Source organism: Enterococcus sp. BWR-S5, assembly GCF_016745255.1.
In the GTDB taxonomy this organism is placed as follows: Bacteria; Bacillota; Bacilli; order Lactobacillales; family Enterococcaceae; genus Enterococcus_L.
Genome location: NZ_JADOEQ010000001.1, coordinates 317368 through 332925, shown reverse-complemented (window position 1 = coordinate 332925; position 15558 = coordinate 317368). Strand labels below are relative to the sequence as shown.

The window sequence follows — 15558 nt, the reverse complement described above, 5'->3', positions numbered from 1 at the left end:
TAAAACTGATTCAATAAGTAATCCGCTCTATATAGTTTACTTTTTTATTCGTTCCGCAATTCGCAGCTTAGCGCTTCTGGAACGATTGTTTTCTTCTAATTCTTCTTCACTTGGTAAAATCGGTTTTCTGTTAACTACCTTCAATTCCGGCTGAAACTCATCGGGTATCATAGGAAGCCCCGGCGGTAAATCCTTCACTGAACTATATTCCTTGAACATCGTCTTTACGATTCTATCCTCTAGTGAGTGAAATGTAATGACGCTGATCCGACCATTCAGATCCAGTAGCTCAATCGCCTGCTCCAAAGATTCTTCAACCACACTTAGTTCATCGTTCACAGCAATTCGTATCGCCTGAAAAACACGTTTGGCAGGATGTCCGCCATTACGTCTTGCAGGTGCCGGAATAGCCGTTTTGATAATATCTACCAGCTCTCCAGTTGTTTCGATTGCCTGTTTCTCGCGAACACGCTCAATCTCTCTGGCAATTTGCTTCGAAAATTTTTCTTCTCCATAACGGAAAAAAATCTTTACCAGTTCCTGATAGGAATAGGTATTTACAACTTGATAGGCACTCAAATCAGCACTCTGATCCATCCGCATATCCAGCGGCGCATCCTTATGATAGCTGAATCCGCGTTCTGCTTCATCCAATTGAGGAGAAGATACGCCCAAATCATAAAGCACACCATCAACACTATACACATTAAAATCAGCCAGCCTGTCTTTCAAATAACGAAAATTTGATTTGACAAACGTGACCATACCCTTATCAACATATTTTTTTAATCGCTGTGCTGCAAAATCCAATGCCTTCTGATCTTGATCGAATGCATACAGATGACCGGTTTCATCTAACTGGGATAACAAATACTCACTATGTCCTGCTCCACCAAGTGTGCAATCGACATAAATCCCATTTTTTTTAATTGCCAATCCATCTACTGTTTCTTTTAACATCACAGTATAATGCTGAAACTCCACCATCTTTGCTCCTCATCCTTAAAAACCAAAATCAATCATTGTCTCTGCAATCTCGTCAAAGTTCTCTTCTGCTTCAGCTGAAAATGCTCTCCAACGTTCTTCATCCCATATTTCGATGCGATTAGATACGCCGATAATCACACAACCCTTTTCAAGGTTTCCGTGTGTCCTCAATGTCGCCGGGATATTAATTCTTCCCTGTTTATCGACTTCACACTCTGTAGCAGCAGAATAAAAAAAGCGGACGAAAGTACGGGCATCTTTCTTTGCTAACGGCATTTCTTTCAACTTCTCTTCTAATATTTCCCATTCTGATAATGGATAGCCAAACAAGCACCCATCCATCCCTCTTGTAACAATAAACTTTTCTCCAAGTTCATCTCGAAGTTTGGCTGGAACGATTAATCTGCCTTTGGCATCAATATTATGTTGAAATTCGCCCATCAACATAGCTGATTTCCCCGCTTTTCCACTTGATAGAAACAGTCTACCACATTCCACCACTTTCTACCACTTAAAACAAGAAAACTTCCCCCAATTAATTGTTATTTAAAAAGTTTGTAATATTTGACCTTTTTATTTTTACACAAGAAAACGTAACCATTGTCTTTATCATACGATTTCTCTATTAACTCCCGTTTTAGAACAAATAGTGGCCGATATTCATCAAAATCAAAAATCCATAGACCAATAGAACCAATAAGAAGTTCAATCGCCAGAACATTTTGAAGAAGCGACCGTAAATAAGCTCCCCATAGTAATATGCTTGAAATAAAGCAACACAAATCCCTAATAGTAAAATCGATATAAACATGTAGGGAATGATTGTCTGTCCATAGGTGTCCTTAGACAACACATGCAGACCAATCAACAAAAATGGAATGGCAATATCCGGTGACTTGACCTTGTAACGCTCTGCCAGCGCCAACCGTGAAACAATGAAATTAGCTGCAAACAACACCGCAACCGGAAATACATACCAAAGAAGCATAACAATTGAAAAAGAGACCATCCCAAACAATTCCTTTCATAACACTTGATTTAAATATACTTTATTTAGTTTACATACATGTTTCATTTCCTTTAAAACTTCATGCCTAAATAATACTATTTTACAAGGCAATCCGATACTAAACAAGAGATTTATCGCTTATAATGGATATAATAAGTAAAACCAAAGGAGGCAGTACGATTGATTACCTATTTAAAAAAAGAAAATCAGCAGTTTCTCACTGAAAAGAAGGATACGAACGAGGTGAAATGGCTCATCGCAGAAGCTCCTTCCAAAGATGAGATTGACTACCTGACTTCCACCTATCAATTGCCTTCCGATTACGTAACCAGTGTCCTTGATGAAAATGAGAAAGCCCGCTCTGAAGGCAATTGGCATGATATCAGCGAGCGTTCTGCGTTAATCCTGATTCAGTTTCCTAAAGCGTCCATCAGCCCCAGCGGTTATATGCAGCTGAATACGTATCCTATGTCTGTCATTCGGACAAAGGACAATAAAATTATTACAATCACTGATCAGCCAACAGATTTTATCGAGAAAATAAAAGAAACAGGGCTTCAAAGTTCAGAGCTGTCTGTTCACAGCACACTTCTCTTTCAGCTGCTTTGGGAGATTTCGAAAAGTTACAACGGGTTTCTCTCAAAGGTCATTACAGAAATTGGACACCTGGAAGGGGAGCTGAAAATTGCAACAGAAAACAGCCAGCTTTATCAAATGATGGACATTCAAAAAAGTCTGGTTTATTTTGAATCGGCACTCTCAGAAAATATTAACGTCATTAAGCGCCTTTACGATGACCGAGAACGACCAGATGCCTTTGATCATTTGCCGCATCTCCATGATATCCTTGTAGAGATGAAGCAAGGGCTAACCACCACCCGAATTCAGCTTAAGCTGGTTGATCAAATCAGCAGCACTTTCTCATCTATTGTTTCCAACAATTTGAATATTGTAATGAAGATACTGACCTCCTTGACGATTGTCCTGACAATTCCTACAATTATCGGCGGAATTTACGGGATGAACGTTAAACTTCCCTTTGCCAACCGGGAAGATGCCTTTCTTTGGATTTTCTTTATTACCTCCTTTCTTTGCGGAGCAGTCATTTATTTCTTAAAGAAAAGGAATCTTCTCTAATTTTGTATTGCCGATTCTTTTAAAAGAGGGTAAACTATAAAAAGGCAAAGGATGTGAATAATAATGGAAAAAAAGAAAACAAGTACATTCTCAAAAGTCACTAAAGTAGTTGTTTGGCTGATGCTAATCGCCATTATCGGTTCAACGCTTGTTACCGTATTTTCGACTTTTAGATAAGAATATAGGTAGAATAGAGAAAAAAGAGTTTTTTTGTTGTGCCATCTCCATTTAAAACTAAAAAAAGCGCAAAGCGAGAGTAAGACAGTAAGCAGTCATATTCTCGTTTTGCACTTTTTATTTTTTATGAACGTTTTTCTTTCTGCGCCATGTTGAGCAGCTCTTTTGCATGCTCCATTGTCAAAGGCGTAATTTCACTTCCGGCAAGCATGCGGGCAATTTCTTTCGTCCGCTCTTCGCCTGATAACCGACTGACTCTAGTCTCCGTGCGACCATCAATAATTTTCTTTGAGATGAAGTATTGATAGTCTGCAACAGCAGCCACCTGCGGCAGATGAGTGATACAAAGAACCTGTGAATCGCTGGATATTTGGTAAATCTTATCTGCAATCGCCTGTGCTACACGACCACTGACTCCTGTATCCACTTCATCAAAAACAATACTTGTGATTCCCTGAGTCTTAGAAAATATCGTTTTCAATGCCAACATCACCCTCGAAAGCTCTCCTCCTGAAGCAACCTTAACTAACGGCTTCAACGGCTCTCCCGGATTCGTGGTAATATAAAATTCTACTTTATCCAAGCCATCCTCCGTTAATACGGTCTCTGCTTGCTCAAGAAATCTCACTTCAAAGGCAGTTCGCTCCATATAGAGACCCTTCAGCTCTTTCAAAATATCTTTTTCCAGTACTGCTGCCGCTGTTTTCCTTATCGCGCTAAGCTGTTCACCGATTACTTGAACCTGCTGCCGCTTTTCTACAAGAATCTGCTCCAGCTCGTCTGCTTTGCCATCCAGCAGACCATTTTCTTCAAGCTCTTCGGTAATCTCCTGATAATAACCTAAAACAGCCTCTATTGACTCACCATATTTTCTTTTCAATTGACGAATTAACTCTAAACGATTTTCCACATCATTCAAACGGTTCTCATCCAGTTCAAGCTGCCCAAGATGGCGAGCCAAATCGGCACTAGCCTCTTGCAGCTGATAGTAGCTATTTTGAACGGCCTCTGAAATTGACTGATAATCCGGATCAAGCATCTCAATCGTAGCCATTTCGTTCATCGCATAGGCGATGTTATCCAGACTGCTATTCTCTTCACTGTTGATTGCCTCATAGCTGCTTGAAAGAGCATCTGCGATTTTTTGAAAATTCGCTAGCTTATTCCGTTCCTCAATCAGCGCTTCTTCTTCCCCAGCTTGAAGATTGGCTTCGGCAATCTCATTGCTTTGAAACTGCAACATATCCAATCGTTGCGCAAATGCTTTTTCGTTCGTTTGCAGGTTCCTTACTTTTTTCTCCAGCTGACGATATTCTTGATACGCACTGGCATATTTCGCTTTGACCGCGCTAAGCTTGGCACCTCCGAAATCGTCAAGCATGCCTAAATGCCGCTCACTATTCATCAGCTCCTGATGCTCATTTTGTCCATGAATATCGACCAGAAATTCACCGATTCTTCTAAGCATAGCAATCGTGATAATTCGCCCATTGACACGGCAGATATTTTTTCCGGACGAAAAGATATCCCGTTGCAGGATCAGCACACCCTCATCTTGGTCAATCCCCTGCTCTTCTAATAATCCAGCCAATTCAGGATGCTCAGGCAATGCAAACAAGCCTTCCAGCGTGCATTTCGAAGCCCCTTGACGAATGAAGTCACTTGAGCCTCTGCCGCCAGTCAACAAACCGACAGCATCAATGATAATCGATTTCCCGGCGCCCGTCTCACCTGTCAGCACGGTCATTCCCTTTTGAAACTCAAGCTCAAGCGAAGAAATTATTGCAAAATTCTTTACTGAAAGCTGCTGCAGCATATATATTCACCTCTGATTATTATAAGTATTTGAAAAATTCTTCTCTTAGAAATTTTGCATTCTCCTCGGTTCTTGCAACCATCAGAATGCTATCATCGTCACAGATTGTTGCGAACAGCTGCTCTTTATACTGTTTTTCGATTAAATCCGCTGACGCTTTGGCGTTTCCCGGAATTGTATGTAAAACAACAAATTTCTCCATTTGATCGACAGAGACAAATGCCTCTTTCATCAATTTTTCGAGTCGCTGCGACGTGTTCTCTTTTGTTTCAACAGGAATACTGTAACGGTAACGATTGTCAGCAGTAGGCACCTTCACCAGCTTCATTTCCTTGATGTCTCTTGAGATTGTTGCTTGGGTGACTTCAACACCTTTTTCCTGAAGCAGTGCAACGAAATCTTCTTGTTTTTGTATATTGTTGTCCGCAAGCAGACGGGCAATCATACGATGCCGATCTTTCTTCCTCATACTAAACTACTCCTTTTCAGGTTCATTTCCTTTTTATCATAGCCTATTTTTTTCTCTTTTTAAAGCAATAAAAAGAAAGCGGGTCTCATTTCTCACGATTTTGTAAACATTAACATCTGTTTTGTCACTGCAGCCATCAACCTCGATAACAAAAAACTGAAGCAGACCAGTCATTCACTGCATCTGCTTCAGTCTAAAAATCAATGATCTTTCTTCAGCTCGTGATGTGCCCGTGTGACGATTTCTTCAAGGTTCACATCGGAGGCAATCGAGCCTTCCTGTTCAACTGAGACTAAATGAGCAAGAAACTCAATATTGCCTTCACCACCTGTAATCGGAGAATAATCCAATGCTTTTACAAGGTATCCGTTGCCAGCTGCGAAGGTCAAAATATCCTCCAAAACCGCTCTGTGAACAGCTTGATCTCGCACAATCCCCTTTTTTCCGACCTGATCCTTGCCTGCCTCAAATTGCGGCTTAATCAAGGCGATTACATCCCCACCGGACTTCAATATGGCATGCAGTGGCGGAAGAATGAGTCGCAAAGAAATGAAGGAAACATCAATAGTCGCAATTTCCGGTTGACCTTGAGCAAAATCCTCCGACTTGCTGTAACGAAAGTTCGTCCGCTCCATCACAACAACACGCTCATCCTGACGAATTTTCCACGCCAGCTGATTGTAGCCGACATCTAAGGCATAGCTAAGCTTTGCACCATTTTGCAGAGCCACATCTGTAAAACCGCCAGTTGAAGAACCAATATCCAGCATAGTTTTTCCCGCTACATCAACATCAAAAACTTGCAAAGCCTTTTCCAGCTTGAGCCCGCCTCTTGAAACATAGGGAAGTACTTGTCCTTTGATATGCAGCGGAGTCTCTAAAGCTATTTTCTCTCCCGGCTTATCAAGACGCTCGTTGTTGCCATCATAGACTAACCCAGCCATTACAGCACGTTTCGCCTTTTCCCTTGTTTCAAACAGCCCTTGATTATAGGCCAGAACATCTACACGTTCTTTTTTCATGTTCTTTTCTCCTCACTGAAGCTCAAGCTGCTTTAAAATTTCTTGAAGCAGTTCCGGCTGAAAGTCACCATTGTTTTTTTGAATAGCTTCTAGCTGTTCATTGGCTAATGTCATTTGTTCATCAAAGGCTTTTCGTGCTCCCTCAATACCCAACAAACCAGGATAGGTGCTCTTATTAAGCGTCTCGTCTCTACCAACTTGCTTACCCAGCTCTTCTTCTGAGCTGGTTACATCCAACAGGTCATCTCTGATTTGAAAAGCCAAACCTAGATGCTGGGCAAATGTGCCCAATAACGCAACGATTGCATCTGTCTGTTCAGCCAGAATCCCTCCTGCAAGCAAAGCAAACTCAATCAATGCACCTGTTTTTCGCTCATGCACCTCAATCAGCTCTTCAAGAGTTAATGAGCGCGACTCTCCTTGCAAGTCACCGGCCTGACCTGAGACCATTCCTTCAGTTCCGGCAGCCTTCGTCAACAATTGAATCAATAATACCTTCTCATCCAACGCCAGCTGACTTAAGGCCAGCAGCTGAATCGCTGCGGTCAACAAACCGTCCCCGGCCAGAATTGCATGCGCATCTCCATAAATCTTATGGTTTGTTGGCTTTCCTCTACGCAAATCGTCATCATCCATGGCTGGTAAATCATCATGAATTAGGGAATACGTATGAATCATTTCTAAAGCTGCTGCTGCCTGAAAATCCTTTTTCTCCAATTTCTTATCAAAAGAAGAAACTACAGCAAGCAACAAAAGCGGTCTTAAACGTTTGCCGCCGGACTGCACAGAATACAGCATGCTTTCCTTCAAATAGGCATTCGCTGTATACTTGTCGATAAAATCAGTCATTTCTTGCTCAAGCAACGGTATTTGCTGTTGTTGAAATTGGCTGAATGCTATCATGCCTGTTCACTCTCTTCAAAAGGAATTTCTTCATTCGTTTCCGACATCATCTTTGTTAATGTCTTCTCTGCTTTTTCCAGCGTGTCCTGACAATGCTTACTTAGAACCATTCCTTTTTGAAATGCATCAAGTGCTTCTTCTAAAGGCACATCGCCTCTTTCAAGTCGTTGGACAATTTCTTCCAACTCGTTCAAGGATTCTTCGAATGTTGCTTCTTTGTTTTTTGGCATGTCTTTACTCCTTCTCCACTCGTTCAATTTCAGTAACAGCAGCAGCGACTTTTCCATCACTGTAATGAATCGTTATTTGATCTTCTATCTCCAGCTCTCCGACTGACTTTACAACCTTGTCTGCCTTGGTTGTATAGCTGTAGCCGCGCCCCATGATTTTCAGCGGACTCAGCAAATCCAATTGCTGGATAGCAGAAATCAATCTCTGTTGGCGTGTCTCCATATAATGTGCCATTCGCTCATTCAAACGCCTATCAATAAACGATAACTGTTGAGAAGCTTCTCTAATTCTTCCTGATGGATTTTGCTGCTCCAATTGACTGGTAATTCGCTGCTTTTCCTGATACTTTTCATGGTAAATGGATTGCATACTTTGACTTAGTCGTTGAGACATCTTATCAAGCTTTACCTGCTGCCCCTCATACAGTCGGTCAGGCTGCAGAAAAACATACGAGTTACGTAATCGTTTATAGCGTTCATTTTTTTGTTGGAGCTGATAAAGAAAGCTTTGCTCCAAGCATGTTTGTTTTTCTCTGATCCTCAAAAGCTCTTCCGACAAGACCGGAACCGCCAGCTCAGCTGCAGCTGTTGGCGTCGCAGCTCGAACATCTGCCACCAAATCAGCAATCGTTACATCTGTTTCGTGTCCGACAGATGATATCACAGGTATGTTTGTCTGATAAATGGCTCTGGCTACCTGTTCTTCATTGAAAGGCCATAAATCCTCAATCGAACCACCGCCGCGCCCGAGAATTAAGGTATCAAAATTCCCCTGTTCTTCTGCTCGATGGATATTCCGTACAATATCCGCTGCTGCCTGGTCTCCCTGCACCAAGGTTGGGAACAGCACAAGCTGCGCAATCGGATAGCGACGCTTCACGGTTGTAATGATATCTCGGATAACCGCTCCACTGGGACTAGTTATCACAGCAATTCGCTTCGGGTATCTTGGCAAAGGCTTTTTAAATCCGTCAAAAAGACCTTCCTTTGAAAGCTTCTCCTTCAGCTCTGCTAATGCCTGATACAATGCACCAACGCCGTCCGGCTCCATGTGCTCAATATAAATTTGATAAGACCCGCCATTTTCATAAAGTGAAATGCGGCCCACAACCAAGACCTTCATCCCTTCCTTCGGCTGGAATTTCAGTTTCTGAAAGGCCGATTTGAACATAATCGCAGAAATCTTTGCTCGGTCATCCTTCAAGCTGAAGTATTGATGTGCATTTGGTCTCGGACGAAAATTAGATATCTCTCCAGTCAAATACACTCTTCCCAGATACGGATCTGCATCAAACTTTCGTTTTAAATATTTTGTTAATGCAGTCACTGTCAAATATTGCTGCGTCATCTCAATCACCTTATTTCAACTTTTTTGCGGCTTCAATCGTTTGATACATCAGCATCGTGATAGTCATCGGACCGACCCCTTTTGGTACGGGCGTAATATATTCTGCAAGCTCAGATACTTCATCAAATTTTACATCGCCAATCAGCTTGCCGTTTTCATCTCTGTTCATCCCTACATCAATCACGACTGCACCGGGCTTCACGAACTCTTTGGTTACAAAGTGACCTCGGCCAATTGCTACAACCAAAATATCCGCTTCCTTTGCCAATGCCGGCAGGTCTTTGGTTCGTGAATGAGCAATCGTTACCGTCGCATTTTCCATCAGCATCAGCTGTGCCATTGGTTTTCCAACGATATTACTTCGACCAATAATGACTGCACGTTTTCCTTCAAGAGGAATATTGTATGCTTCAAACATCTTCATGATGCCGTAGGGTGTACATGGGATCATCGTTGGATTGCCAATAAACAGATGCCCCAGATTCATTGGATGGAATCCGTCTACATCCTTCTTAGGATCAATAGCCAATAGTACCTTCTCTTCATCAATATGAGCAGGTAAAGGTAGTTGAACTAAGATACCATGAAAATCTTCGGAACGATTATAATAGTCGATTCTTTCCAACAGCTCTTCCTCTGAAATCGTTTCAGGCAACCGTTCAACCTTTGAAAGAATTCCGATTTTTTCTGCAGCCAAATCTTTATTTTTCACATACGTTTGACTGGCAGGATTCTCACCAACCAGCAACACAACCAATCCAGGACGAATTCCCTCTTTTGCCAGCTGGCTGACCTCTTGCTTCATTTCTTCCTGCATTTTATCTGCTAATTCACGTCCGTTGATTAATTGTCCCATGGTGTCACTCCTCCATTATTATTGTCAGCTGTCACCATCATTTTTGATTGATAAACAGACTGTATAATTTCCCATTATTTTTCTTTCATTCCCCTGCATCTCCCGAGGCTTCAACCCTATTCTCACTCAGCCTTCAAATCAAGCCTTCTGCAGCAGATTTTTCAATGCTTTTATTCTATATGAATACGACTAAATAAGCAAGATTGCTATCGTTTATAAGAAAAGCTTCACGAGCTTGCCCAGCTTCCGAACAATAAGACAGAACTGGCATATGGTGTTCTTTACCATGAGACACGTTTTGACTTATTGTTGAGAGAAGCTTGCTCTTGAAGCTGGACAACTAGAAAAGCTGAATGAGTCGATTAGCTCATGCGCGATATAGTAAACTGGCTCAGTGGTGTTTTTTACCACTGAAGACAGTTTATCTTATCGTCAAGTGAGCTGACTCATGAAGCTGGACAACTAGAAAAGCTTCACGAGCTCGCTCAGCTTCCGAACAATAAGACAGAACTGGCATATGCTGTTCTGTCTGACATCACAGCTCTATTAATTTTTACAAAAACACTGTTTTTCAACAATTGTAAAAAACACTCTGTGCCTCCGCTGCTACCAAAGGATAGCAGCAGGAAACCCCAGAGTGTTCCAGCTTTTTATTCGATTTCCTTCATTACGTTAGATAAGACTCCGTTGACAAATTTCCGCGAACGATCGTCGCTATATTTCTTTGCCAACTCAAGTGCTTCATTCAATGCAACAGTATTGGGTACATCACTGACATAGTTCATTTCAAAGATAGCCATTCGCAAAATAATCAAATCCATTTTTGCAATACGCTGAATTGTCCAGTTCTTCCCTAAATGCGCATGAATCGCTTGATCCAATTCTTCTTTCTTCTCACAGACACCGCCAACGAGAACATCAAGATACACAGGAACAAACTCTTCGCCGTCCTCACTAACCATTTCTCCATGATCCAGCTCCAATGCATGAGTAATCGCATCCTGCTTCGTCAAATCGCTATTAAAGTCTAATGGAAAAAGAGACTGCAGTGCTTTTTCTCTAATCTCGTGACGAGTAAGCTCTTTACTCATTCTCTTCCCCATCCTCCTCTGGGAAAAGCTCAGAAAAATCCGGTTCGGGAATTCGCTCTGGAATCACTGCTACAACATGAATATTCACTTCAATCAAATCGATATCTGTCATGAACAATACTTGCTGTTTCACACGCTCTTGCATTTCAAGTGCTACTTTAGGTACAGAAACACCATAGTTCAAATAGCAGTAGATATCAACCTTCAGACCTTCTTCTTCTGCATCTAGGAAAACCCCTTTTCCATGAGCAGCACGGCCAAGAAATTCTGTTACGTTATTGGCAAAGGTTCCTCTCATGCCATAAACGCCATCTACTTTTGAAGCAGCAATTCCAATGATAACTTCGATGACCTCAGGAGCAATTACGATTTCTCCAAGTGCATCTTTTGTATTGATAATAAGATTTTTTTCTTCTGCCATTATAGGTCCTCCCTTTTATTAAGCCCGTGACACGTAAGTACCATCTGCTGTATTCACAATCAGACGATCGCCTTCATTCACAAAGAATGGTACATTTACAACCAAACCAGTTTCCATCGTTGCAGGCTTAGAGCCGCCGGAAGAAGTGTCTCCCTTGATATTCGGGTCAGTTGCAGTTACTTCCAATGTCACTGTATTCGGCAAATCAACACCCAAAATCTCGGAACCAAACATGATAATGTTCAATTCCATATTTTCCAGCATATACTTCAGCTCATCTTTGATTTGTTCTTCCGGAATCTCAATTTGCTCGTAAGATTCCAAGTCCATAAAGACATGGCTGCCGCCGCTTTCATATAAGTACTGCATTTTACGGTTATCGATTTGAGCTTTCGCTACTTTTTCCCCAGCACGGAACGTCTTTTCCTGAACACCGCCTGTGCGTAGGTTTTTAAGCTTAGAACGAACAAAAGCAGCCCCTTTTCCAGGTTTTACATGCTGAAAATCTACGACACGCCAAATTGCGCCATCTACTTCAATTGTAAGACCTGTTTTGAAATCATTGACCGAAATCATTTGAGTCCTCCTCTATCGTCCATACTTTTTACTCGTTCCTAGTTTAACATTAAACGATTCGTTACGCTACCAGAAAAAACAAAAAAGATTGGTTGGTAAATCACCCGGGACAACTCTCTCCGACCTTACCGAAAGCAGTTATCCAGTTTCTTATTCTCATCCGCAGAAGGAATGTTCAACGGCTGATTTACACTCTTTCCTTCTATAGTATAATCAACTCTTTTGGTGAATGCGTCAGTACCCGATTTCCTTCTGCGGTAATCAGCAGGTCATCTTCAATACGGACCCCACCCAAACCCGGAATATAGATTCCCGGTTCATCAGTAATCACATTCCCAACGACAAATTGCTTGTCTGACTTGAATGATACATTCGGTCCTTCATGGATTTCCAAACCAATACCATGTCCGGTGCTATGTCCAAACGCTTCGCCGTATCCTTGAGCAGTGATATAATCACGTGCAATTGCATCCAGTTGAATGCCTGTCAATCCCGGCTGCGCTTCGTCCAAGACTTTTAGCTGTGCGTCTAATACAATCTGATAAATGTCCTTCAGCTTAGAATCAGGCTCACCTATTGCAAAGGTTCTGGTCATATCAGATACATAGCCTTGGTAATAACAGCCAAAATCTAAGGTTACAAAATCGCCCTTTTCAATCAGTTTTTCACTGGCAACACCATGAGGCATCGCTGATCTTAAACCACTGGCAACAATGGTGTCAAAGGAAACACCGGAAGCTCCTAAGGAACGCATATAGAAGTCAAGCTGATTCGCTACTTCAATTTCTGTCATGCCCGGTTTGATGACTTTCAGGATATGGTCAAACGCAGAATCCGCAATACTACAGGCCTTCTCGATGATGGCAATCTCTTCTTCGTCCTTCACTTCTCTCAGCTCTTCAATCATTCCGGCAACAGGAATCAAATCACACGTCAGGATTTCTTCCAAGATACTGTAATCAGCAAAGCTGACATGCATTTCTTCAAATGCAATATTTTCAAGCTTTTCTGCTTCTGCAAGCTTCATCACTTCATCAAAAATCGGTCCTGTATTCTTAACAATTTCATAGCCTTCCGCTTGCTGAGCTGCCTGTTCCGTATAGCGAAAATCAGTGACAAAAAAAGCTTTATCCAATGTGATGACAGCCAAGCCTGTCGACCCGGTAAAGTTCGTTAAATAGCGTAGGTTATACGGACTTGTGACTAGAAATGCCGAAATATCATTTTTCTTCATTTCCTGTCTTAATTTGTTCACTCTTACGATCATCGATTATTCCTTCTTTCCAAAATTAATTGCTTCTATTTATATAAATCCTATTAAAGATTCTATACACGAAAACTTAAGCCTTCTATGGTCGCTGCAAAAGAAAAATTAAAGAACATTTCTTTATGAGCATTTATCTATTATTATAGCAAAGTTCAACGATGAAACAACTTTTATTGTTTTTTCTAATTTACTTTAAAGAATCCATTAAAAACCTTTATTTACTGCCCATTTCCACTATACTTAACAGATATTACAGAAGGAGGAATGTCATGAAAAAGCTCATTCTCATTTGTATCAGCCTTTTAGCTCTGGGTGGCTGTTTGGCAGCCTATGGCTTTTTTATAGAACCGAAACGCCTCACAATCAAGCATTTTGAGCTTGGCGAAAATACTGCTGAACAAAACACCGTTCGATTAATTCAGCTTTCCGATATTCATCTCCAAAAAGCTTATACCACCGAACAACTGGTAAAAATTGTTACAGCAGTCAACCAGGAAAAACCGGATATCGTGGTGTTTACCGGAGACCTCTTTGATAACTACGCTACTTACGGACCGGCGGACGAAACAATTGAGCTGCTTAGCCAGATTGAGGCACCCCTAGGAAAATATGCTATCTGGGGAAACCATGACTACGGTGGCGGTGCTGTCAATGTCTACGCAGAAGTCATGGCCGGCAGCGGCTTTCAACTGTTGGAAAATAGCGGACAGCTGATTGAGCTGACTAACCAAAAGAAGTTATATCTTGCAGGTATTGATGATTCCCTGTTTGGTAATCCATCGATTGAAGCCGCAATGACAAGCCGAACGGAAGAAGCCTATTCAGTACTTCTTAGTCACGAGCCCGATGTCGTTGATTCTGCTGCTGATCTCGGTGTGTCCTTAGTTCTCAGCGGACACAGTCATGGCGGACAGGTGAATATTCCTTTTTTCCCAGTAACAACTGCCTTAGCTGAGAAATACATCAGTGGATTTTATTCACTTGGTTCTGAGTCCCAGCTTTATGTAAATACTGGTTTGGGAACCACCATGATTCCGGTTAGAATTGGTGTCCCCCCGCAGATTGCTGTATTTGACCTTTCTATCTAGCAATTGGAGAAAAGTTTTAATGGTTGGATTCACAGATGCTTTACTTGCCTCTGTGAGTCCAACCATTTATTCTTTCTCAACGTTCCGTAGTGCTTATACGATAATTTCGCGTGTCTGCTTATCCGCATGAATCTTTGCCGTCCAGGTTTCAAAAGAAAGAACCACCGGCTGTTTATGCGCTAATGCCTGTTGGTAATCTGTCAGAGATGCTTCTACTTCTTCCATAGATTCTATCGGCTCAATCGTGAATTTGCCTTTGAGAGACATGCTTTCAAATTGCATTTCCTGATAGCAGCAAACAGAACCATTAGGATTTCGCAAAATATTTTGGACGGTCTCACCATCCCCATCAATATAAAAACGCATTCTCAACAGCCCCTCCCGCCATAACGGTCTGGATACTGTGATAACATTTGGAAATCCTCTTTGATCTATTGTTGCAATCAAGAAAACCGTACTCGAACTCAACAATTTGAGAATTCGCTCATGAAGCTCCATAAAAACTCATCTCCCCTCTAGTTTCTTTCATTATAACAATAGTTTGCCAAATCGATAAACTATATCCCTTTTCAAGCTGTCATTATCAAGCAAAGAAGCAGATTGCAGTTCTAAGAAAAACAAGCAAAAATCATTTAAGTGGCATTTTTTGATATACTCATAGTATGCTACTACTATCACTTTTCAGGAGGTCTTTTTTATGTTTTCTCAACAAATTCATCATATCGCAATTAATGCGTCCAATTATGAAAAATCTAAGCATTTCTACGTCGATATTCTAGGCTTCTCAGTCATTCGGGAAAATGTCCGTAGTGAAAAAAATGACATCAAGCTCGATTTAAAGCTGGGGACACACGAACTGGAGCTCTTCGTGAGTGACGTTTTTCCAAAACGGCCATCTTATCCGGAAGCTTTAGGCTTAAGACATTTAGCGTTCAAAGTGACGAGTGTACCAGATACCATTACTTATTTGGAGCAGCACGGTGTTGCATGTGAACCCGTTCGAACAGATGACTTCACTGGTGAGAGAATGACCTTCTTCTTTGATCCAGATGGATTACCATTGGAAATTCATGAATAAAATATCCTCTATGTCAATGAGGGTTAAAACAGTTTTTACACACGAAATTGATGCTACCTTTTTTCAACAAGTCGGCTTTCTTA

The 15558-nt window shown here is 41.4% G+C and carries 19 protein-coding genes; 4 read left to right on the top strand and 15 right to left on the bottom strand.

The genetic code is table 11. The features are described 5' to 3' along the window. Positions 1 to 36: 36 nt before the first annotated feature. The 3 genes from rsmH to IW510_RS01770 form a co-directional block, all read right to left on the bottom strand. Complete coding sequence (gene rsmH / locus IW510_RS01780; RefSeq protein ID WP_202056156.1) at positions 37 to 987, bottom strand: 16S rRNA (cytosine(1402)-N(4))-methyltransferase RsmH; 951 nt, start codon at positions 985 to 987, stop codon at positions 37 to 39. 15 nt (positions 988 to 1002) lie between these two features. After that, positions 1003 to 1434, bottom strand: coding sequence for a division/cell wall cluster transcriptional repressor MraZ (gene mraZ / locus IW510_RS01775; protein WP_202056151.1), 432 nt, complete (start codon positions 1432 to 1434; stop codon positions 1003 to 1005). A gap of 190 nt (positions 1435 to 1624) precedes the next feature. Beyond that, positions 1625 to 1996 carry a DUF3397 domain-containing protein gene (locus IW510_RS01770; protein ID WP_202056149.1) on the bottom strand — a complete coding sequence of 124 codons (372 nt, stop codon included), beginning with the start codon at positions 1994 to 1996 and terminating at the stop codon, positions 1625 to 1627. A gap of 180 nt (positions 1997 to 2176) precedes the next feature. Between IW510_RS01770 and IW510_RS01765 the strand changes: the two genes are divergently transcribed. Both IW510_RS01765 and IW510_RS01760 read left to right on the top strand, forming a co-directional pair. Continuing rightward, complete coding sequence (locus IW510_RS01765) at positions 2177 to 3133, top strand: magnesium transporter CorA family protein (protein ID WP_202056147.1); 957 nt, start codon at positions 2177 to 2179, stop codon at positions 3131 to 3133. A gap of 63 nt (positions 3134 to 3196) precedes the next feature. Beyond that, a complete protein-coding gene (locus IW510_RS01760; protein WP_236674567.1) occupies positions 3197 to 3310 on the top strand; it encodes a DUF4044 domain-containing protein in 114 nt (37 codons plus the stop codon). A gap of 124 nt (positions 3311 to 3434) precedes the next feature. Here IW510_RS01760 and recN read toward each other — a convergent pair whose 3' ends face one another. The 11 genes from recN to IW510_RS01705 all read right to left on the bottom strand — a co-directional run bounded on the left by recN (position 3435) and on the right by IW510_RS01705 (position 13309). Beyond that, positions 3435 to 5126: a DNA repair protein RecN gene (recN, locus tag IW510_RS01755; RefSeq protein ID WP_202056146.1), complete on the bottom strand. Its 1692-nt coding sequence runs from the start codon at positions 5124 to 5126 to the stop codon at positions 3435 to 3437. 19 nt (positions 5127 to 5145) lie between these two features. Beyond that, positions 5146 to 5595: an arginine repressor gene (gene argR, locus IW510_RS01750; protein WP_202056144.1), complete on the bottom strand. Its 450-nt coding sequence runs from the start codon at positions 5593 to 5595 to the stop codon at positions 5146 to 5148. Between the two features lie 200 nt (positions 5596 to 5795). Next, positions 5796 to 6617: a TlyA family RNA methyltransferase gene (locus tag IW510_RS01745; protein ID WP_202056142.1), complete on the bottom strand. Its 822-nt coding sequence runs from the start codon at positions 6615 to 6617 to the stop codon at positions 5796 to 5798. A 12-nt stretch (positions 6618 to 6629) separates the two neighbouring features. Next, a complete protein-coding gene (locus IW510_RS01740; protein WP_202056141.1) occupies positions 6630 to 7520 on the bottom strand; it encodes a polyprenyl synthetase family protein in 891 nt (296 codons plus the stop codon). Then, positions 7517 to 7750: an exodeoxyribonuclease VII small subunit gene (locus tag IW510_RS01735; RefSeq protein WP_202056140.1), complete on the bottom strand. Its 234-nt coding sequence runs from the start codon at positions 7748 to 7750 to the stop codon at positions 7517 to 7519. Before IW510_RS01735 ends, IW510_RS01740 begins: the two co-directional genes overlap by 4 nt. Positions 7751 to 7754: 4 nt before the next feature. Further along, complete coding sequence (xseA, locus tag IW510_RS01730; protein WP_202056139.1) at positions 7755 to 9098, bottom strand: exodeoxyribonuclease VII large subunit; 1344 nt, start codon at positions 9096 to 9098, stop codon at positions 7755 to 7757. A 10-nt stretch (positions 9099 to 9108) separates the two neighbouring features. After that, positions 9109 to 9954: a bifunctional methylenetetrahydrofolate dehydrogenase/methenyltetrahydrofolate cyclohydrolase gene (locus IW510_RS01725; RefSeq protein WP_202056137.1), complete on the bottom strand. Its 846-nt coding sequence runs from the start codon at positions 9952 to 9954 to the stop codon at positions 9109 to 9111. 650 nt (positions 9955 to 10604) lie between these two features. Continuing rightward, a complete protein-coding gene (gene nusB, locus IW510_RS01720) occupies positions 10605 to 11045 on the bottom strand; it encodes a transcription antitermination factor NusB (protein WP_202056135.1) in 441 nt (146 codons plus the stop codon). Beyond that, positions 11038 to 11466: an Asp23/Gls24 family envelope stress response protein gene (locus IW510_RS01715; protein WP_202056133.1), complete on the bottom strand. Its 429-nt coding sequence runs from the start codon at positions 11464 to 11466 to the stop codon at positions 11038 to 11040. Before IW510_RS01715 ends, nusB begins: the two co-directional genes overlap by 8 nt. An 18-nt stretch (positions 11467 to 11484) precedes the next feature. Then, positions 11485 to 12042 carry an elongation factor P gene (gene efp / locus IW510_RS01710; protein WP_202056131.1) on the bottom strand — a complete coding sequence of 186 codons (558 nt, stop codon included), beginning with the start codon at positions 12040 to 12042 and terminating at the stop codon, positions 11485 to 11487. 202 nt (positions 12043 to 12244) lie between these two features. Further along, positions 12245 to 13309, bottom strand: coding sequence for a M24 family metallopeptidase (locus IW510_RS01705; protein WP_202056128.1), 1065 nt, complete (start codon positions 13307 to 13309; stop codon positions 12245 to 12247). Between the two features lie 269 nt (positions 13310 to 13578). On the opposite strand from IW510_RS01705, the gene IW510_RS01700 reads away from it, so the two are divergent. Then, positions 13579 to 14397 (top strand): metallophosphoesterase, encoded by an 819-nt coding sequence (locus tag IW510_RS01700; RefSeq protein WP_202056126.1) that lies wholly within the window; start codon positions 13579 to 13581, stop codon positions 14395 to 14397. A 93-nt stretch (positions 14398 to 14490) separates the two neighbouring features. Here the strand turns inward: IW510_RS01700 and IW510_RS01695 are convergent, their stop codons facing one another. Beyond that, positions 14491 to 14895 carry a pyridoxamine 5'-phosphate oxidase family protein gene (locus tag IW510_RS01695; RefSeq protein ID WP_202056125.1) on the bottom strand — a complete coding sequence of 135 codons (405 nt, stop codon included), beginning with the start codon at positions 14893 to 14895 and terminating at the stop codon, positions 14491 to 14493. A 199-nt stretch (positions 14896 to 15094) separates the two neighbouring features. Here IW510_RS01695 and gloA2 point away from each other — a divergent pair, with 199 nt between their 5' ends. Continuing rightward, positions 15095 to 15475, top strand: coding sequence for an SMU1112c/YaeR family gloxylase I-like metalloprotein (gene gloA2, locus IW510_RS01690; RefSeq protein WP_202056122.1), 381 nt, complete (start codon positions 15095 to 15097; stop codon positions 15473 to 15475). Positions 15476 to 15558 lie beyond the last annotated feature (83 nt).